The following is an 18728-nucleotide window of genomic DNA, read 5'->3' on the forward strand; positions in this document are numbered from 1 at the left end:
AAAAGGTAAAGCGATATCGCTTTTAGCATATAGTAACTAACGCTTTCACATGGCTTTGACTTGGGGTTTATCAGGCTTTGATCAGGCTTTGGTATGCTATACTACTACTATACTAGTACTATATCTCTACTATACCAGTACTATTACAACTTGCAAAAAAAAGGGAAAAAACAGCGAAAAAGAAAGGTATACCTGCTTGAAACAAAGATAAAAATTTTGGTGAATGTTTAGGGTGGTTAGCCCCCTTTTTTAGCTAAAAAATGTACTCTTTTTTGAGTGTAATGGCAGATAAATTGCTGTTTGGTTATGAACCCCCCCCTTTTTTTTGAAAATAAGACATCAACAAAGGGTACCACAACCCCGAACCAATATCGAATAAAACCCGAAGGAAACCCGAAGGAAACAGCAATCATAACAAAAGTCATTACTCTCCTTTATTGACGGGCGATTAGATAGCTTTTACGCTCTTTTATAATCGAGGCAAGCTTTGCTGAATGGTTGGGTTGTGCGGAAAACGGTTGGTTTTATGGGGAATTAGCAAAAAAGGGTACCACAACCCCCAAGAATTGATATGAAAATGGGAAGAAATTAGCTCCCAATGTAGTAGTGAATAAAATCATTTTCTGTTTCTTGCTCAGCATCGAATTTGAGGACAAATTGAGATAACAGAAAATCAATTTTTTGTTCAATGGCTTCAGGACTGTTTAGCTCATGTAAAAAGGCAAATTGTGGGTTTACTTCTGAGAAATCATCATTGAAATAAAGAAGAATAGGTGCTGTGAAATCATCATAATAGGAATGATGGGGTTGGTTTAGGAATTTTTGGAGGTACTGGATTTTTTGGAGGTGGGTCATTTTGGTATGATTATAAATTTACTCATTTCCTAAAAATAGTTCTTCGCCTGTTTCAAAATCTTCAATTCTGAAATCTTCTCCACATTCATCACAATGATAATATACTACTGTTTTGTTATGAAAGTAATCATCATTTTTGACGACAATTTCTTCCCAAGCATCTTCGTCGCAAGTACATTTTTTGTGTTGAATCATTTGCAGTTTTTTATGTTTATAAAATTACTAAAATTAGATTTCTTTTTATTTTGTTAAGTCATTTTTTCTTTTAAATTTGTAACCATTGTATAAGGTTAAATAATTTGGTTATGGATGATTTAATGACACTGTCTGAAGCTTCAGAATATATAAGCAAAAGTAAAGAAACACTGCGTAGATGGGATAATGAAGGAAAGTTAAATGCGGTTCGAGAACCCATGAGTAATTATCGTTTATACAGAAAATCTGATTTAGATAATTTGTTTGGAGGCTTTATAGATTTTAAAGTTAAAGAATCAGTTTCCAATCATGTGCAACCTAATCATAATTACACTGTAATTGAATTATTTGCTGGTGCAGGAGGTTTGGCTGTAGGAATGGAAAAAGCCGGATTAAAATGTGTGGCTTTGAATGATGTAGACAAATGGGCTTGTCAAACATTACGAAACAATCGACCCAATTGGAATGTTTTAGAAGGTGATATCAAACAATTTAATTTTACAGAATATAAGGATAAAGTAGATGTGGTTACGGGCGGTTTTCCATGTCAAGCGTTTAGTTATGCAGGAAAAAAATTGGGTTTAGCCGATGCAAGAGGAACACTTTTCTATGAATTTGCTCGGGTAGTCAAAGAAGTAAATCCACCAATTTGTATAGGAGAAAATGTTCGTGGCTTGCTTAGTCATGATGGAGGTAAAACCCTGCAAGGAATGATTTCTATTTTGGATGAAATTGGCTATCATGTTGTTCCTGTTCAAGTGTTGAAAGCGATTCATTACAATGTGCCTCAAAAGCGTGAACGATTGATTTTGGTAGGAATTCGAAAAGATATTGACATAAAATATGATTATCCAAAACCATACAAACGCATCTATAATTTAAGCGATGCATTGAAAAAAGGAGATTTATTTGATTCGGATGTGCCAAAATCAGAAGGTTCAAAATATCCTAAAAGTAAAATTGAAGTATTGGATTTAGTCCCACCAAAAGGCTACTGGAGAGATTTACCACTTGATATTCAAAAAGAATTTATGGGCGGAAGTTTTCATTTAGGCGGTGGAAAAACCGGCATAGCACGAAGGATTGGTTGGGATGAACCATGTTTAACGCTAACCTGTAGCCCAGCTCAAAAGCAAACAGAACGTTGCCATCCGGAAGAAACGAGACCTTTTACGGTTCGCGAATATGCACGCATTCAAACCTTTCCTGATGATTGGCAATTTGCAGGTTCTATTGCTCAGCAGTATAAACAAATAGGCAATGCTGTACCCGTAAATTTAGGGAAGGAAGTGGGCTATTCGATTGTGAAGTTTTTGAATGCGTATTACAGCTTGTCAAAACCCAAATAAAAACCATAATTTTCAAAAGTAATTTGGTCTAAAACAGTTCTTTTGGATTTTTTGGTTTCCTTGTTGATTTCTTCTAAAGCTGAGTTTTCATTTTCTGAGCTTGTGTTTTCAATACTTTTCAAATAGTCGGTAATCACTAATGGCAGCTTTTTATAAAGTTGATAAAAAGCGTCTTGTTCACCTGAAAGTAAAGCATAGAATTGATCACCAGAAATTTTGTAAACTCTACTGTGGCTGTATTCTTTCCCGTTAATTTCGCCTTGCCATAATTCGCAAAAACTACTTTTGGCTAAGATTTGAACCCAATAACATTTTGATTTTTTGTAAGTATCGGCATATCGAGCTAGTTTTTGAAACAATGCTTCTGCCGAACTACTGTTCATCGTATTATGTTTGTTTTTAATATCTGCAAATAGAGTGTTGTCATTTGCCTTAATGTCAAAACCACTTAATTTACCAACTTCAAAACCTTTTATCCCTCCTAAAATTTGCTCGTGAAATGTTCCAATAGAATTATTAATTGATTTATCAATTTGTCTAAGAATTTCACCTTTGATCAAACTTTCTTCATCAATAGCGTTGAATTTAGCATCAAACGTTAACTTAATGGTATCTACTTTATTACTGTAAAAACTTTTTTTAGTCAAATTGTTTTTTGCTTTTGTATAAGCTTTATGCAGATTGGCCACACATTCTAAAAAATGCTCATCTGAAATAAAATCAACGTATTTGTTTTTCATAAACAACTGCTTTTATGGAAAGGCTAATGTAGGAATTAATATTTTATCTGTCAATAAATGAATTGTTTGTTGAAAATAGTATCCAAATGATATTCTAAAAATTCTTTTTTTGGGAAATAATCTTGCGGTGTATTTATCTTTTGTTTTTCAAGGATAGCAAAATGAGTTGCGAAATAAGGTGCCTCTTTTTTCTTTTTGAGTTCACCGGATAAGATGATTTCATGATTTGTGTTGATGCCAATTAAACCTTTGTCATAGGCTTTGTCATAAAGACTTGATAAACAAATACCGTTTTCTGGATTTAATCGTTCTTTTTCGTTTTGTGACCACGGAACAATATGGCTAGCAAAAAGTAACTGTGGAATATCAATACCAGTGATAGCACATTTGGAATCATAATTGGAAAGCACCATTTGTCTAAAAACCGATTGATTTACTCTTGTTTTTACTTCACGAATAATGGTTTCACCTTTTAAGTGACTTATATCTGCTAAGACTTCTTTGTATTTTGATTCAATACTGGTTTGTTGTTTTTCTGCTAAAATTTTCTCACTCAAAAACACTAATTCTTCTTGGTTGTGGAAGAACTCATCCCAAATTGGTTTTACTTGATTCATACCTCCTTTTAAACCGCCAATACCTCTTGCTTGTAAGTTAGGGTCACAACTTGCAAAGTTTCCTAAACGCATCCCGATTGAACTGGGTGTTCTGCCCAACAAATTAGCCAACTCAATAATCTCTGGCGTTTGCTTATGCATTTTACCAAAAGGAAGCTTTAAATAGAGATTAAAAGCTAGGATTAGTTCTTGGCGGGTCCAGAGGTTTTTAGACATTATTATTTAAATTTAATTTAATCATAAAGAAAATTAAAAATAAATTAAGATTCAAATTATTTTTCTGATTTTTACCTCATGCAAGTCAAAACCAAAGCCCTCGTGATTTCGGCGTTAAAGTACCAGGAGAAATCCCTGATTGTAAAGTGCTTTACCCGCACCGATGGGGTGAAGAGTTATTTTGTGCCCAACGCGTTTTCGGCCCGTAAGAGTCAGCAGAAGATGGGGTATTTTCAACCGCTTACCTTACTGGACATTGAGGCTACCCACAAAAACCAAGGCAAGTTGGAGTATTTTAAGGAAGTGCGTATCGCTCAACCGTATGTGAGCTTGCCTACCAACGTAGTGAAAAGTTCCATCGTATTGTTTCTCTCGGAAGTGCTCCACCACTGCATTCAGGAAGAGGAAAAAAATGAGCCCTTTTTTGATTACCTCGAAACGGCGTTGCTTTGGTTGGACAGCCATGAGGAAGTGGCCAATTTTCACTTGATTTTACTGCTGGGCATGACTCGCTTTTTAGGGTTTTATCCCGATATTTCACAACAAGACGCTCCTTTTTTTGAACTGACCGAAGGGGTGTTTACCGAGTACCACGCCGTGAGTTGCCTCTCGGAACACGAAACGGTGTTGTTTAAAAAATTACTTTCGTTGAAACTAACCGGCGATACGAAATGTTTTGTGTCGGCAGAACGGCAACTGCTGTTGAAGGTGTTGATGGATTATTATGCGTTTCATTTGGATGGGTTTCGATGGCCGAAGTCGTTGGAGGTGTTGGGGGAGGTGTTTTCTTGAGGAGTGGCTGAGTGGCTGAGTTGCTGAGTGGCTGAGTGGCTGAGTGGCTGAGTTGCTGAGTTTTTCAACCACTAAGGGCACGATGGAGGCACTGAGAGCACAGGGACGCTACGCTTTTTGATTTTCTCGCCATCCCGAATCATCGGGAGCAGAGTCGCAAAGATTTTGGAACGCAGATGGAACGGATTTGCAGAGCAAAACGCTGATTGTTGCGGATGGATAGCTTCGCTATAATGGATGGAAGCGGATTTTGATAGCTTTGATTTTTTTCTCTCACAGAAAGCACGGAAGACACAGAATCCAATTAGTACTTGTAAAATTGACCTTTACCTCATTGCCACATTGCCACATTGCCGAATTGGCACATTGCCACATTACCACATTATTTTACCAAATTATCTCAAAAATCATTACTTTCGCAAATTGATTTTTTAGAACGAGAAAACATGAGTATGAAATTCGCTGAATACAAAGGACTTGACTTGCCAACTGTGGCCTCGGAAGTACTGAAGTATTGGAAGGAAAACCAGATTTTTGAACAAAGTGTCACCAGCCGTGAAGGGCAACCACCGTATGTGTTTTTTGAAGGTCCGCCTTCAGCCAATGGTTTGCCGGGTATTCACCACGTGATGGCTCGTGCGATTAAAGATATTTTTTGCCGTTATAAAACCCAAAAAGGCTTTCAAGTAAAACGAAAAGCCGGCTGGGATACCCACGGTTTGCCCGTTGAATTGGGTACCGAAAAAGAATTAGGCATTACCAAAGAAGACATCGGTACTAAAATCACCGTAGCTGAATACAACGAAGCGTGTAAACGCACCGTGATGCGATACACCGACGTGTGGAACGATTTGACTGAGAAAATGGGCTACTGGGTGGACATGAACGACCCGTATGTGACTTATAAATCGAAATACATGGAGTCGGTTTGGTGGTTGCTGAAACAGATTTATGATAAAGATTTGTTGTACAAAGGCTACACCATTCAACCGTATTCACCCAAAGCAGGAACGGGATTATCTTCGCACGAAGTGAATCAACCGGGAAGTTACAGAGATGTGACCGATACAACGGTTGTAGCTCAATTTAAAACAAAACCGGAAACCTTACCGAGTTTTTTACAAGGATTTGGTGCTATTCATATTTTAGCTTGGACGACTACGCCTTGGACATTGCCGAGTAATACGGCCTTGACGGTTGGACCAAAGATTAGATATTCTTTGATAAGAACTTTTAACCAATATACATTTGAAAGAATTAATATTATTCTAGCAGAAAATTTAATAGGTAAGCAATTTTCAGGAAAATATATAAAGCTTGAAGATAGAAATGAGCCAATTATTAGAGAAGATGGTAAAATAGAATATTCAATCATATCTTCTGGTTTTTTAGGAGCAGATTTAGTAGGTATTCGTTACGAACAATTATTACCTTGGATTTTACCGTATCAACATCCTGAAAATGCTTTCCGAGTAATTTCCGGTGATTTTGTGACCACAGAAGACGGTACCGGAATCGTACATACGGCTCCTACTTTTGGTGCGGATGATGCGAAAGTGGCGAAAGAAGCTACACCCGAAGTACCACCGATGTTGGTGTTGGATGCTAACGGAAATCCTGTTCCGCTAGTGGATTTACAAGGAAAATTCATCCAAGGTTTAGGTGATTTTTCCGGTAAATATGTAAAAAATGAATATTACAACGAAGGCGAAGCTCCCGAACGCTCTGCCGATGTAGAAATTGCTATTCAGCTAAAAGAAGAAAACAAAGCCTTCAAAGTAGAAAAATACGTGCACAGTTATCCGCATTGTTGGCGAACAGATAAACCGATTTTGTATTATCCGTTGGATTCTTGGTTCATCAAAGTAACGGAAATCAAAGACCGTATGTTCGATTTAAACGATACCATCAACTGGAAACCTAAAGCAACAGGAGAAGGTCGTTTTGGCAACTGGTTGAAAAACGCCAACGATTGGAATTTATCCCGTTCCAGATACTGGGGAATTCCGTTACCAATTTGGCGAACAGAAGATAAAACCGAAGAAGTTTTAATCGGTTCGGTAGAAGAATTGTATCAAGCGATTGAACAATCCATTGCAGCCGGTTTCCAAAAAGAAAATCCGTTTAAAGGTTTTGAAATCGGTAATATGAGCGAAGAAAACTATGATTTAGTTGATTTGCATAAAAATGTGGTTGATGCCATCACATTAGTTTCCAAATCCGGAAAACCGATGAAACGCGAAACCGATTTAATTGACGTTTGGTTTGACTCCGGTGCGATGCCGTATGCTCAATGGCATTATCCATTTGAAAACAAGCATTTGATTGATAATAATGAAGCATTCCCAGCCGATTTTATTGCGGAAGGTGTCGATCAAACGCGTGGTTGGTTTTACACCTTGCATGCGATTGGAACGTTGGTTTTTGATAAAATAGCGTATAAAAATGTGGTTTCTAATGGATTAGTATTAGACAAAAACGGACAAAAAATGTCGAAGCGTTTGGGTAATGCAATTGACCCATTTACTACGTTGGCGGATTACGGTCCGGATGCCACACGTTGGTACATGATTGCCAATGCGAATCCGTGGGATAATTTAAAATTTGATATTGAAGGCGTTGCCGAAGTTCGACGTAAGTTTTTCGGCACCTTATATAATACCTATTCGTTCTTTTCGTTGTATGCAAACATTGACGGATTTACGTATCAAGAAGCAGAAGTTCCGCTGACGGAAAGACCGGAGATTGACCGATGGATTTTATCGGAACTACAAACGTTAGTTCAATTGGTAGATGAAAGCTATGCGGATTATGAACCCACCAGAGCCGCGAGAGCGATTTCTGATTTTGTACAGGAGAATTTGAGCAACTGGTACGTTCGTTTGTGTAGAAGAAGATTTTGGAAAGGCGAATACGGCACGGATAAAATTGCGGCATATCAAACATTATATACGTGTTTGATTACGGTGGCTAAATTATCAGCTCCAATTGCTCCTTTCTTTATGGATAGGCTTTACAGAGATTTAACACAAGCCACACATTCAGAAAATTTTGACAGCGTACATTTGGCCGATTTTCCGAAATATGTTGAAAAATATGTTGATAAATCGTTGGAGAGCAAAATGATGAAAGCACAGACGGTTTCCTCGTTAGTTTTATCGCTTCGCAAGAAGGAGATGATTAAAGTGCGTCAACCGTTGCAAAAGGTTATGATTCCTATACTTGACGACCAACAGCGTGCTGAAATTGAAGCCGTTTCCGACTTGATAAAAGCCGAAGTAAACGTGAAAGAAGTGGTGTTGTTAGACGATGCTTCGGTTGTGTTGGTAAAACAAATTAAGCCTAATTTCAAGGCTTTAGGACCGCGTTTCGGTAAAGATATGGGATTGATAGCCAAAGAGATACAAGGTTTTAGTCAAGAACAAATCAATGCATTAGACCGCAATGGTAGCTACACGCTTGTTATTTCAGGAAATTCAATAACTTTATCATTAGATGATGTGGAAATTTCTTCACAAGATATTCCGGGTTGGTTAGTGGCTAATGCGAATGGAATTACGGTAGCATTAGATATCACCATTACGGAGGAATTGCGAAAAGAAGGAATTGCCAGAGAACTGGTAAACCGTATTCAAAACTTGCGAAAAGACAGTGGTTTTGAGGTGACCGACAAGATAAAAGTGCAGTTGATGAAAGATGGTCATTTAGAAGAAGCCGTTTTAGCCAATGAAACGTATATTAAGTCAGAAACACTAACAGAAACCTTGGTTTTTGAAAATAGTTTAGAAAATGGTACGGAAATTGAGTTTGATGACATTAAAACAAAAATAATAATTTCAAAATAGATTAACATGACAGATGAAGTAGTACGATACTCAGAAGCTGATTTAGCGGAGTTCAAAGAAATTATCTTAAAAAAGATTGAGAAAGCCCAAAACGATTTGGAACTCATAAAAAGTGCCTACATGAATGATTTGAATAACGGAACGGATGATACCTCACCAACATTCAAAGCATTTGAAGAAGGTTCTGAAACCATGAGCAAAGAAGCAAATTCTCAATTGGCTATTCGCCAGGAAAAGTTTATCCGCGATTTAAGAAACGCTCTTTTTAGAGTAGAAAACAAAACCTATGGTGTTTGTAAAGTAACGGGTAAATTAATCTCAAAAGAACGCTTAAAATTAGTGCCGCATGCTACGATGAGTATTGAGGCGAAAAATATGCAGCGATAAGGTGCGTTTTTCTAAGGTACTAAGGCTCTAAGGTGCTGAGGTACTAAGGGAATTGATTTAAAATTAGAAAATAAAAAGAGAGGATGTTGAAGTCCTCTCTTTTTTATTTATATATAGTTCAAATTAGAAATTTACAGTGCTAATGACTTCTAAGGTATGATTAGCACCATAACTGTATTGTACAATTTTATTAATTCCAACGGCAATTAAGTGTGTGTCTAAAGCGATCACGTCTTTTACTTGGTCATTGTAAGTGTTTTGAAGCACTAACTCGGCAGAATTGGTAGCGTCAAAAACATTTAAGTTTCCATCTGCACATACGTACAACACATTATTTCGAATCCCCAAGCCATAAGGCTGACTTAACAAATAGGTTGAAATTAAGGTTGGGTTTTCAATGTTAGTGATGTCGATAACGTTGACTTGGTCTTCAATGGCACCGCAAGTAGAACCACCACGAACGGTAATATATGCGGTATTGGCATGCACAACCACAGGGTCACAGGCGGTTGCATGTGAAAAACCGGAAACAAAGAAAGGGTTAAATTCATCAAAAGCGTTTACAATATACATTCCGTTGGTAGAACCGATGAATAAAAATTCTTTTTGTTTGAAAAGGGTTTCAAACACTCCGCCACCTAACCACTCGGTCATGTAAATGGATTTATCAAAAAAAGTTTGCGTTGGATTTGAAATATTAAATACATTCAATTCAAAATTTTCAACCGTATAAAGAGCATTGTTGTTAATTTGGAATTTAGCAAATGAGCCACCTGTTCCAATTGCACCACCACTTGAGCTTTCTAAACCACTAAACGCATCGTTGGCTAATATCATTTCATCATGATTTGGTTTTTGACGTACTTCAATTCGAAAACCCACCATGATTTCATTTACACCCGGGTAATCCTCATACGCATAATATTCAGCTTCTTCGGGATAAGCAGGATAAAACTCCAATACATTTTCTACGGTTCTCACTAAGGTAATATTGTTGAGGTCTGAGATATCGAACACCACTAAATCAACAAAATTGTCCGCATATAAGTAGTTTCCCTTGATAGCGATATCGTGCACTCCTTCCAAATTAATGAAAATCATGTTTTGCGGATTTTGCGGATTGGAATTATCGAACACATGGATACCGGATTCTTGAGCGACATAAAATAAAAGACTTTGCGTCACATAAATTTTACCATCCGATTGTGTTGGTTGAGCCGATTCAATGGTTATGGAATTTCTAATTTCTGATAGGGTTTTAACAATCGGTACGGCAAATTTTGCGGTTTCGTTGTTACCTTCTTCATCGTTACAGGCGGTGAACATAAAAAGAGAAATCGCAATTATCCAAAAGGATTTTAATGTTTTCATTGGTAAGGTATTAGGTTAAACAAATGTATTAACATTTTTGATAGTAAGATGCAAAAATCTCCGTAAAGTTGCGTTGAAATGCTAAAAATTATTTAAACTTTTTACACTTCTTGGTATAATTTCACTAATGTTTGATAATATTGTTATTTTTGCACCTTTAAAACCCAAAAAATGACTTTAAAGAAAGCTTATTTACTTGTTTTTCTTGTTTTATTAGTAGATCAGGTATCTAAACTCTATATCAAAACTAATTTTGTTTTAGGAGAAGAAATCAAGGTTTTTGAATGGTTTCGTATTCATTTTATTGAAAATGAAGGAATGGCTTGGGGTACCAAAATTCCGGGAGACTATGGAAAGTTATTTTTAACCTTATTTCGTATTGTAGCAGTATTTGGAATTGGATATTGGCTGTGGGACAGTGTTCGTAAGCATAGTTCTTCCTACTTGATTGTGTCAATTGCCCTTATTTTAGCCGGAGCATTTGGTAATATTATTGACAGTGTTTTTTATGGCGTACTTTTTAACGATAGTTATCATTCAGCTTCAACATTGTTTTCAGACCAGCCTTATGGCTCATGGTTCCACGGTAAAGTGGTAGATATGTTGTATTTCCCGATTTGGAAAGGGAATTTACCCGAGTGGCTTCCTTTTGTAGGTGGAAAATACTTTACTTTTTTTAATGCCATTTTTAACATTGCCGATATGGCTATTTCTACCGGAGTTGGTATTTTGATTGTATTCAACAAAAAAGCCTTTGGTACAGATAAAAAAGAAGAATCTACAGAGGAAGTTGCTGCTTAATCAAACGAATAGATTTCATTTGGTGTAACGCAATAATTCAATCGTATATCAGATTCAAAAACGTCTTCAATTTTTTCTTCCGGTTCAAAAAAGGACAATCCAATTTTGATGGTTTCTGGAGAACATTCCTTTAAAAACCGATCATAAAACCCTTTTCCGTAGCCCACCCGATGGCCTTTTTGATCAAAGGCCAATAACGGAATAAACACCACTTCTATTTTGGCAACAGGCACTTCCAAACCGTTAATAGGTTCCGGAATATTGTATGCGTTTTTTTTGATTTTGGTGTTGTCGGTTAATAGGAAATGGGTCATAATTCCGGTAGTGAAATCACTTTTGGCAATTACTATTTCTTTGTCTTTTCCGGCTAGAATTTGCAAGATGAATTCGGTATCAATTTCTTTTTGTTCGGCAATGGAAAGAAAAAGATGGAAATAGGTTTTATCCCAAATATTCAACCGAAGCAATTGGTTGGCAATGACTAAGCTTTTTTCTTCTCTTTCTTCTTCAGAAAGAGCGGCACGTAAGGCTTTATATTTTAACCGAAGTTCTTTTTTATGCATATACCGAAGCATTCAATTCGGCTATAAAAGTAATTAAATGTTCGGGTTCCACGTGATTCATCACCACAATTTTATACCACTTGTTATCATTCAAATGTGATTGCGGCACCAATCGAAAACGATGAGCGATTTCACTGGAAATGTATTTTGCTTCTATCGTTACAATATTCATAAACGGTTCTCGAAAGTAGCGAATGTTCAATTGGTCTAATTCACGACACAAGAAATCGGTTCGTAATTGCAGGGTGCTTACTTTTTCGAACCAACCGTGTGGACCGTAAGTTGACAAAATCATCCAAACGGCAATAGCATTGGCACCGGAACGGCTTCCGCAAAGGGTAACATCCATGCCTTCCACATATTCTGCTTCTTTGGTGAGCACATGATGGATGAGGTTTTTTCGGCAAATAAAAATACCGGTTCCATACGGTGCTTGTAGCATTTTATGGGCATCAATGGTAATTGAACTAATGTCAGGATTACTGAAATTAATCGTTGACTGTTGGTTACTAAACGGATACACAAATCCGCCATACGCACCATCAATGTGTAATTTAAACGGCAGTTGAAGAGCGTTTAACGTTTCGATATAATCCAACGGATTGTCCACTGAACCAAACATAGTGGTTCCCATATTTGACACCACAATACAATATTTTTTACCGTTGTCTTTCGCTTGTAAAAGAATCGCTTGTAAAGCTTTTTTATCCAATTGACGGGTTGAAAAATCAACCGGAATTTTGAGCCAATCTACTTGTAAAAGGTTAGCCCCTTTCGGGATGGAATAATGCGTGTCTTCTGAGGAAACAATGGCTATTTCTTGTAAAGAAGCATTATGTTCGTGAAGGAAATAATTGCGGTACATCCATAAAGCTTGAATGTTGGCTTCTGTTCCGCCGGGTGAAATATAGCCGTCAAATTCATTGGGTTTAGATTTAAAAACGTCGATAGCCAATGCGTTTAAAACTTCCCGTTCTAGTTGTTGGGTGCCACTGAACACGCTTTCGGATTGACCTAAGGTGTGACAACCAATGTGATTGGGGTTGGCCACAAAAGTTTGCAGTGTTGGAGCATCTTTCAAAAATGGAGCATTGTCATAAAACACTTTTCCATCCAATTTAGAAGCCGGAAAACCCAGCGAAATGTCTTGTGCAAAGTTTACGTTTTGAGCTAATGCCTCAGTTGTTTTGTCTAAACGTTCTTGGTGGCTATATTTTTTCCAATACTTCATGGTTGTTTATTTTGGGCAAAGCTAGGTAGTTTGCTAAAGAGGAAATATGATAAATGTTAGTTGCACGCACCTTTTTTTACTACTATATTTGTACTATGCAGATACCTTCCTTAGAACTCCAACTTCAAACACTACCCGATGGTCCGGGGGTGTACCAGTATTTTGATAAGGAAGGTAAGATATTGTATGTTGGAAAAGCAAAGAATTTAAAGAAGAGAGTTTCGTCTTATTTTACCAAATCCCATGACAACCACAAAACGGCTGTTTTGGTGAAGAAAATTGTGGAAATTCGTCATATCGTCGTAGCTACCGAACAAGACGCCTTGTTATTGGAAAACAATTTGATTAAAAAACTCCAACCAAGGTACAACATCAATTTAAAAGATGACAAAACCTATCCGTGGATTTGCATTAAAAAAGAACCTTTTTCCCGCATTTTTCCCACTCGGAAAATGATAAAAGACGGTTCAGAATATTTTGGTCCATATACCAATTTTAAAACGGTAAATACGCTGTTGGATATGATTAAAGAATTGTATCCGTTGCGAACGTGTAATTACGATTTAAGTGAACAAAATATACGGAATCATAAATACAAAGTGTGTTTAGAATACCACATTGGCAATTGTAAAGGCCCATGTGAAGGGTTGGAAAGTTTAGAAAATTACCAAAGTCAAGTAGATGCTATTCGGGAAATTTTAAAAGGAAATTTTAAAGACAGCATCAAGGCTTTTAAACAAAAAATGATGCTGCATGCTCAAAATATGGAATTTGAAGAAGCACAAAAAATCAAAGAAAAAATAGATGTTTTAGAGAATTATCAGGCCAAATCCACTATTCTAAATCCGAAGATATCCAATATTGACGTTTTTTCGATTGTGTCGGATGAATCGATGGCGTATGTTAATTTTCTTCAAATTGCTCATGGAGCGATTATTCGTTCTCATACGTTGGAAATGAAAAAGAAATTAGATGAAACAGATGAAGAATTGTTGGAATTGGCTATAGTAGAACTTCGGGAGCGATTTCATTTGACGTCTAAAGAATTGATCTTACCGTTTGAATTGGATTTTGGGGATAAAATAAAAGTAACCGTTCCGCAGTTGGGCGACAAAAAGCAAATTTTGGAACTTTCGCAACGCAACGCCAAGTACCACCGTTTAGAGCAATTGAAACAAATTCAGATTGTGGACCCTGAACGCCATACCAATCGGATTATGGCTCAAATGCAAAAAGATTTACGTCTTTCCGTAGAGCCACGTCATATTGAATGTTTTGACAATTCGAATATTCAAGGAACGAATCCAGTTGCAGCTTGTGTGGTGTTTAAAGACGGTAAACCCAGCAAAAAGGATTATCGTCATTTCAATATCAAAACAGTTGAAGGGCCGAATGATTTTGCCTCGATGGAAGAAGTGGTATATCGTCGTTACAAACGCTTATTAGAGGAAAACCAACCTTTACCTCAGTTGATTATCATTGATGGAGGAAAAGGACAATTGTCTTCTGCTTTAAAAAGTTTAGACGATTTAGGATTACGGGGAAAAATTGCGATTATCGGAATTGCCAAACGATTAGAAGAATTGTTTTATCCCGGTGATTCTGTACCGTTGTATTTGGATAAAAAATCGGAAACGCTTAAAATCATTCAGCAATTGCGAAACGAAGCTCACCGTTTTGGAATTACGCATCATCGAGACAAACGGAGTAAATCAGCTTTGCAGACCTCGCTTGAAACCATTCCCGGAATCGGAGAAAAGACGATGGTAACGTTACTAAAACATTTCAAAAGTGTTAAAAGATTAGCTCAAGCCAACGAAAGTGAAATTTCTGACGTGGTTGGTGCTTCAAAAGCCAAAAAAATTTCCGAATTTTACAGAACTATTGTTAAATAAAATAATGTGGGTCTTTTGATGGGTTTAATTTTAGGTGTCGTGATGTTCGTTTTGATTCTTCAAAAAAGGAATCAAAAGTCTTTATTATACAAGACTTCCTTTCACCCATTACCCATCACCTATTACCTATTACCTATTACCTTTTTCCTATTATCCTCAACAACCTTTGCACAAGAAGAAAATCCCAATCGTCCAAAAATTGGTTTAGTTTTAAGTGGTGGTGGAGCCAAAGGTTTGGCACATATTGGTGTGTTGAAAGTGATTGAAGAAGCCGGAATTAAAATTGATTACATCAGCGGCACAAGTATGGGAGCCATTGTTGGAGGATTATATGCTGCAGGCTATAACGCCAAACAACTGGATAGTATCTTTACGCATACAGATTATGATGCGGTAATACAAGATTTTGTACCTCGATCTTCCAAGAATTTTTACGAAAAAGGAAACGATGAGCGTTATGCCTTGACTTTACCATTTAATAAACTTCGTTTAGGGATTCCATCTGCATTATCAAAAGGATTGTATAACTATAACATGATTTCACGGCTTACGCATAATGTGCGACATGTTCGTGATTTTAATCAATTGCCAATACCTTTTTTATGTGTAGCTACCAACATTGAAACAGGAGAAGAAGTCATTTTAAACAGTGGTTATTTGGCTCAATCAATCATGGCAAGTGGAGCATTCCCATCGTTGTATTCGCCAATAATTATTGATGGAAAATATTTAATTGATGGTGGAGTTGTTAATAATTTTCCCGCAGAAGAAATTAAGAAATTAGGAGCCGATATCATTATTGGTGTAGATGTGCAAGATGATCTAAAAGACAGAACTTTTTTGAGAGATGCTACGCGAATTTTGGTGCAAATTTCAAATTTGCAAATGATTCAAAAAATGCAGGAGAAAAAGTTGATAACAAATATTTATATCAAACCTGATATTGGAGAATATTCGGTTATCTCTTTTGATAAAGGTTCCGAAATAGTTGATAAGGGAGAATTGGCGGCTAAAGCAGTGTTAAATGAGTTAAAAAAACTCGGTCAAAATTACACAAAAGAACCTTTACAAGAGGTAAAAACCGAAAGAGATAGTATTGGGATTAAGAGTTTAAGCCACACAAAACTAGATAATTATACTCGTTCTTATATAATTGGTAAGTTAAGGTTTAAACCGGGAAGCAATCTAACATATGGAAAGTTAAAACAAGGTGTTGAAAACTTGAACGCTTCACAAAGTTTTGGTAGTATCAATTACACTTTTGACAAAGACCATGATGAAGATCGATTGAATCTTAATTTAACCGAAAACCCTAACAAAACATTGTTGCGATTTGGATTGCATTATGATGGGTTGTATAAAAGTGCCTTGTTAGTGAACGTGACGCAAAAGAAAATTCTTTTCAAAAACGACGTTATTTCAGGAGATTTTGTGCTTGGTGATAATTTTAGGTATTATTTAGATTACTATATCGATAATGGATTTCACTGGAGTTTTGGCTTTAAATCAAGACTGAATCAGTTCAATCGAAACATTACTTCAGATTTTAGTGATGGCGTTTTGTTTGCTGAAAATAATATCAGTACATTAAATATTAATTTTATTGATTTTACCAATCAAATATATCTGCAAACATTATTTGTTCAAAAGTTTTTAGTGGGAGCCGGATTTGAACACAAACGTTTAAAAATAGAATCTGAAACATTACAAAACTCAACCTCTTTATTTGAAAAAAGTGATTATTACAGTTTGTTTGGTTACTTGAAGTTTGATTCATTTGACAACAAATATTTCCCTAAATCAGGTTGGTATTTTAATGGAGATATACAATCGTTTTTATATTCTACCGACTATACTAATTCATTTAATCGTTATTCTATTTTTAAGGCTGATTTTGGGTTTGCCAAAAAAATCATACGTAAAACAACATTATTGGTGCAAAGCGAAGGCGGATTTTCAATTGGCGAAGAATCTGTGCCCTTTTTTAATTTTGTTTTAGGCGGATATGGATTTTATCCGGTGAATAATTTTCGCCCGTTTTATGGCTATGATTTCCTTAGTTTAGCGGGGAACAGTTATGTAAAAGCCCTATTCCAAGTGGATGTAGAAATTTTTAAACGAAATCACCTAAATGCATTTGCTAATTTTTCCAACATTGGAACTAATATTTTTGATGATGATAATTGGTTGCAAAGACCTTCGTATACCGGTTATGGTTTTGGTTACGGAATGGAAACCGTTATAGGTCCTCTAGAAATCAAACACAGTTGGTCTCCAGAAACAAAAGATCATTTCACATGGTTTGGAATTGGTTTTTGGTTTTAATTGTGTAGTATTCATTTTTTTACGATATTTGTGAAGCATTTTATTAAATTCTCATAATATGTTTATCATTCTTGGTTTTTTAGTAGCGTTTGGGCTGGGTATAATTGTTGGAGTCAACATCAAAAAAAACCAATTCTAACAAAAATTGTTGTTATGGTATCTTTTTGGCCCGGATTATTAGCTTACCTCCACTTCCTGATGAAACGCAATCCGGAATGAATTCATGTGTCAATTGGGTAATGTGTCAATTAGCCAATTGGTCAAGATGACAATTATTATTTTTTTAATTTAAATTCACAAAAATGCCATTTTATCATCAATTAGGGAGTATTCCTCCCAAACGACATACACAATTCAGAAAGCCCGACGGTGAGCTTTATTACGAACAATTGTTTGGAACAGTTGGTTTTGACGGAATGTATTCTAATATGTATCACATCCATCGACCGACACAAGTTAAAGAAATTCGCAAGCAATATTCTGTAGCACCCAATGTGGTTAAAGCCAATAACATGCAATCCTATAAATTGCACGGTTTTGATGTTACTCCAGAAAAAGATTATTTGGAAAGCCGTAAAATCGTATTGACCAATTCGGATTGTCATATTACGTTGGCCGCTCCTCAAAACAGAACTCAAGATTATTTTTATAAAAACACCGATTCCGATGAAATGATTTTCATTCACAAAGGAAGCGGAAAACTTCGCACTTTTTTAGGTAATATCGATTTTAAATACGGTGATTATTTATTGATTCCTCGTGGAATTATCTATAAAATTGATTTTGACACAGACGATAATCGCTTATTTATTGTAGAATCCAGACGGCCTATTTACACCCCAAAACGGTATCGTAATTGGTTTGGTCAATTGTTAGAGCATTCACCTTATTGCGAACGCGATTTACGTCGCCCAACCGAATTGGAAACCTATGACGAGTTGGGAGATTTTGTAATTAAAGTGAAAAAAAGAGATGAAATTATAGAAATGGTTTATGCCTCTCATCCTTTTGATGTGGTGGGTTATGATGGGTACAATTATCCGTATGCCTTTTCCATTCACGATTTTGAACCGATAACAGGTAGAATACACCAACCGCCACCGGTACATCAAACTTTTGAAACCGATGCTTTTGTAGTGTGTTCGTTTGTGCCGAGATTGTATGATTATCATCCACTTTCTATTCCGGCTCCTTATAATCATAGCAATATTGACAGTGATGAGGTGTTGTATTATGTAGATGGAGATTTTATGAGTAGAAACGATGTGAAACCGGGGAATATATCGTTGCATCCGGCGGGTATTCCGCATGGTCCACATCCTGGAGCGTATGAACGCAGTATCGGAAAAACCGAAACGAAAGAATTAGCCGTGATGGTTGATACCTTTAAACCTTTGATGGTAACAGATGAAGCGATGAAAGTGGCGGATGAGAAGTATTACCAATCGTGGCTTTGATAATTTGTCAATTTGTCAATTCGGCAATTTGTCAATGAGGGGTAATAGTAATTAAGATATTAGAAATTATATTTAAAAAATCACATTTA

At 36.4% G+C, this 18728-nt stretch carries 15 protein-coding genes; 8 read left to right on the top strand and 7 right to left on the bottom strand.

What is annotated here, in order from left to right:
• Nucleotides 1–588 precede the first annotated feature (588 nt).
• Nucleotides 589–855, bottom strand: a complete 267-nt coding sequence (locus tag H601_RS0102705; RefSeq protein WP_026710079.1) for a hypothetical protein — start codon at nucleotides 853–855, stop codon at nucleotides 589–591.
• 18 nt (nucleotides 856–873) lie between these two features.
• Nucleotides 874–1050 carry a hypothetical protein gene (locus H601_RS16445; protein WP_156900330.1) on the bottom strand — a complete coding sequence of 59 codons (177 nt, stop codon included), beginning with the start codon at nucleotides 1048–1050 and terminating at the stop codon, nucleotides 874–876.
• Nucleotides 1051–1160: 110 nt separating this feature from the next.
• Here H601_RS16445 and dcm point away from each other — a divergent pair, with 110 nt between their 5' ends.
• Entirely contained in the window at nucleotides 1161–2399 is a 1239-nt protein-coding gene (gene dcm / locus H601_RS0102715; RefSeq protein WP_035655437.1) for a DNA (cytosine-5-)-methyltransferase, read from the top strand.
• On the opposite strand, the gene H601_RS0102720 is transcribed toward dcm, so the two are convergent.
• Nucleotides 2375–3139 carry an Eco47II family restriction endonuclease gene (locus H601_RS0102720; RefSeq protein ID WP_026710081.1) on the bottom strand — a complete coding sequence of 255 codons (765 nt, stop codon included), beginning with the start codon at nucleotides 3137–3139 and terminating at the stop codon, nucleotides 2375–2377. The two genes, dcm and H601_RS0102720, sit on opposite strands and share 25 nt — an antisense overlap.
• 50 nt (nucleotides 3140–3189) lie before the next feature.
• Nucleotides 3190–3972 (bottom strand): HNH endonuclease, encoded by a 783-nt coding sequence (locus H601_RS0102725; protein ID WP_035655440.1) that lies wholly within the window; start codon nucleotides 3970–3972, stop codon nucleotides 3190–3192.
• Between the two features lie 78 nt (nucleotides 3973–4050).
• Between H601_RS0102725 and recO the strand changes: the two genes are divergently transcribed.
• The 3 genes from recO (at nucleotide 4051) to H601_RS0102740 (ending at nucleotide 8996) form a co-directional block, all read left to right on the top strand.
• Nucleotides 4051–4764 (top strand): DNA repair protein RecO, encoded by a 714-nt coding sequence (gene recO, locus H601_RS0102730; protein WP_026710083.1) that lies wholly within the window; start codon nucleotides 4051–4053, stop codon nucleotides 4762–4764.
• A 446-nt stretch (nucleotides 4765–5210) separates the two neighbouring features.
• Nucleotides 5211–8609: an isoleucine--tRNA ligase gene (ileS, locus tag H601_RS0102735; RefSeq protein ID WP_026710084.1), complete on the top strand. Its 3399-nt coding sequence runs from the start codon at nucleotides 5211–5213 to the stop codon at nucleotides 8607–8609.
• A 6-nt stretch (nucleotides 8610–8615) separates the two neighbouring features.
• A complete protein-coding gene (locus H601_RS0102740; protein WP_026710085.1) occupies nucleotides 8616–8996 on the top strand; it encodes a TraR/DksA family transcriptional regulator in 381 nt (126 codons plus the stop codon).
• A 123-nt stretch (nucleotides 8997–9119) separates the two neighbouring features.
• On the opposite strand, the gene H601_RS0102745 is transcribed toward H601_RS0102740, so the two are convergent.
• Nucleotides 9120–10367: an LVIVD repeat-containing protein gene (locus H601_RS0102745; protein ID WP_026710086.1), complete on the bottom strand. Its 1248-nt coding sequence runs from the start codon at nucleotides 10365–10367 to the stop codon at nucleotides 9120–9122.
• Nucleotides 10368–10538: 171 nt separating this feature from the next.
• Here H601_RS0102745 and H601_RS0102750 point away from each other — a divergent pair, with 171 nt between their 5' ends.
• The gene (locus tag H601_RS0102750; RefSeq protein ID WP_026710087.1) at nucleotides 10539–11168 is read left to right on the top strand and encodes a lipoprotein signal peptidase; all 630 of its coding nucleotides are present in this window, start codon (nucleotides 10539–10541) and stop codon (nucleotides 11166–11168) included.
• Here H601_RS0102750 and H601_RS0102755 read toward each other — a convergent pair.
• Complete coding sequence (locus H601_RS0102755) at nucleotides 11165–11731, bottom strand: 5-formyltetrahydrofolate cyclo-ligase (RefSeq protein WP_026710088.1); 567 nt, start codon at nucleotides 11729–11731, stop codon at nucleotides 11165–11167. The two genes, H601_RS0102750 and H601_RS0102755, sit on opposite strands and share 4 nt — an antisense overlap.
• Complete coding sequence (locus tag H601_RS0102760) at nucleotides 11724–12962, bottom strand: pyridoxal phosphate-dependent decarboxylase family protein (protein WP_026710089.1); 1239 nt, start codon at nucleotides 12960–12962, stop codon at nucleotides 11724–11726. Before H601_RS0102760 ends, H601_RS0102755 begins: the two co-directional genes overlap by 8 nt.
• A gap of 95 nt (nucleotides 12963–13057) precedes the next feature.
• On the opposite strand from H601_RS0102760, the gene uvrC reads away from it, so the two are divergent.
• The 3 genes from uvrC (at nucleotide 13058) to H601_RS0102780 (ending at nucleotide 18639) form a co-directional block, all read left to right on the top strand.
• Nucleotides 13058–14857, top strand: coding sequence for an excinuclease ABC subunit UvrC (uvrC, locus tag H601_RS0102765; protein WP_026710090.1), 1800 nt, complete (start codon nucleotides 13058–13060; stop codon nucleotides 14855–14857).
• Nucleotides 14858–14875: 18 nt separating this feature from the next.
• Nucleotides 14876–17182 (top strand): patatin-like phospholipase family protein, encoded by a 2307-nt coding sequence (locus tag H601_RS0102770; protein ID WP_245571603.1) that lies wholly within the window; start codon nucleotides 14876–14878, stop codon nucleotides 17180–17182.
• Between the two features lie 302 nt (nucleotides 17183–17484).
• The gene (locus H601_RS0102780) at nucleotides 17485–18639 is read left to right on the top strand and encodes a homogentisate 1,2-dioxygenase (RefSeq protein ID WP_026710092.1); all 1155 of its coding nucleotides are present in this window, start codon (nucleotides 17485–17487) and stop codon (nucleotides 18637–18639) included.
• Nucleotides 18640–18728: the final 89 nt, after the last annotated feature.

This window comes from Flavobacterium filum DSM 17961, from assembly GCF_000425465.1.
Taxonomy (GTDB): domain Bacteria; phylum Bacteroidota; class Bacteroidia; order Flavobacteriales; family Flavobacteriaceae; genus Flavobacterium; species Flavobacterium filum.

What these genes read in the sequence shown, in the direction of transcription:
- H601_RS0102705 (WP_026710079.1), bottom strand. Translation starts at nt 855, where the DNA reads ATGACCCACCTCCAAAAAATCCAGTACCTCCAAAAATTCCTAAACCAA.
- H601_RS16445 (WP_156900330.1), bottom strand. Translation starts at nt 1,050, where the DNA reads ATGATTCAACACAAAAAATGTACTTGCGACGAAGATGCTTGGGAAGAA.
- dcm (WP_035655437.1), top strand. Translation starts at nt 1,161, where the DNA reads ATGGATGATTTAATGACACTGTCTGAAGCTTCAGAATATATAAGCAAA.
- H601_RS0102720 (WP_026710081.1), bottom strand. Translation starts at nt 3,139, where the DNA reads ATGAAAAACAAATACGTTGATTTTATTTCAGATGAGCATTTTTTAGAA.
- H601_RS0102725 (WP_035655440.1), bottom strand. Translation starts at nt 3,972, where the DNA reads ATGTCTAAAAACCTCTGGACCCGCCAAGAACTAATCCTAGCTTTTAAT.
- recO (WP_026710083.1), top strand. Translation starts at nt 4,051, where the DNA reads ATGCAAGTCAAAACCAAAGCCCTCGTGATTTCGGCGTTAAAGTACCAG.
- ileS (WP_026710084.1), top strand. Translation starts at nt 5,211, where the DNA reads ATGAGTATGAAATTCGCTGAATACAAAGGACTTGACTTGCCAACTGTG.
- H601_RS0102740 (WP_026710085.1), top strand. Translation starts at nt 8,616, where the DNA reads ATGACAGATGAAGTAGTACGATACTCAGAAGCTGATTTAGCGGAGTTC.
- H601_RS0102745 (WP_026710086.1), bottom strand. Translation starts at nt 10,367, where the DNA reads ATGAAAACATTAAAATCCTTTTGGATAATTGCGATTTCTCTTTTTATG.
- H601_RS0102750 (WP_026710087.1), top strand. Translation starts at nt 10,539, where the DNA reads ATGACTTTAAAGAAAGCTTATTTACTTGTTTTTCTTGTTTTATTAGTA.
- H601_RS0102755 (WP_026710088.1), bottom strand. Translation starts at nt 11,731, where the DNA reads ATGCATAAAAAAGAACTTCGGTTAAAATATAAAGCCTTACGTGCCGCT.
- H601_RS0102760 (WP_026710089.1), bottom strand. Translation starts at nt 12,962, where the DNA reads ATGAAGTATTGGAAAAAATATAGCCACCAAGAACGTTTAGACAAAACA.
- uvrC (WP_026710090.1), top strand. Translation starts at nt 13,058, where the DNA reads ATGCAGATACCTTCCTTAGAACTCCAACTTCAAACACTACCCGATGGT.
- H601_RS0102770 (WP_245571603.1), top strand. Translation starts at nt 14,876, where the DNA reads ATGGGTTTAATTTTAGGTGTCGTGATGTTCGTTTTGATTCTTCAAAAA.
- H601_RS0102780 (WP_026710092.1), top strand. Translation starts at nt 17,485, where the DNA reads ATGCCATTTTATCATCAATTAGGGAGTATTCCTCCCAAACGACATACA.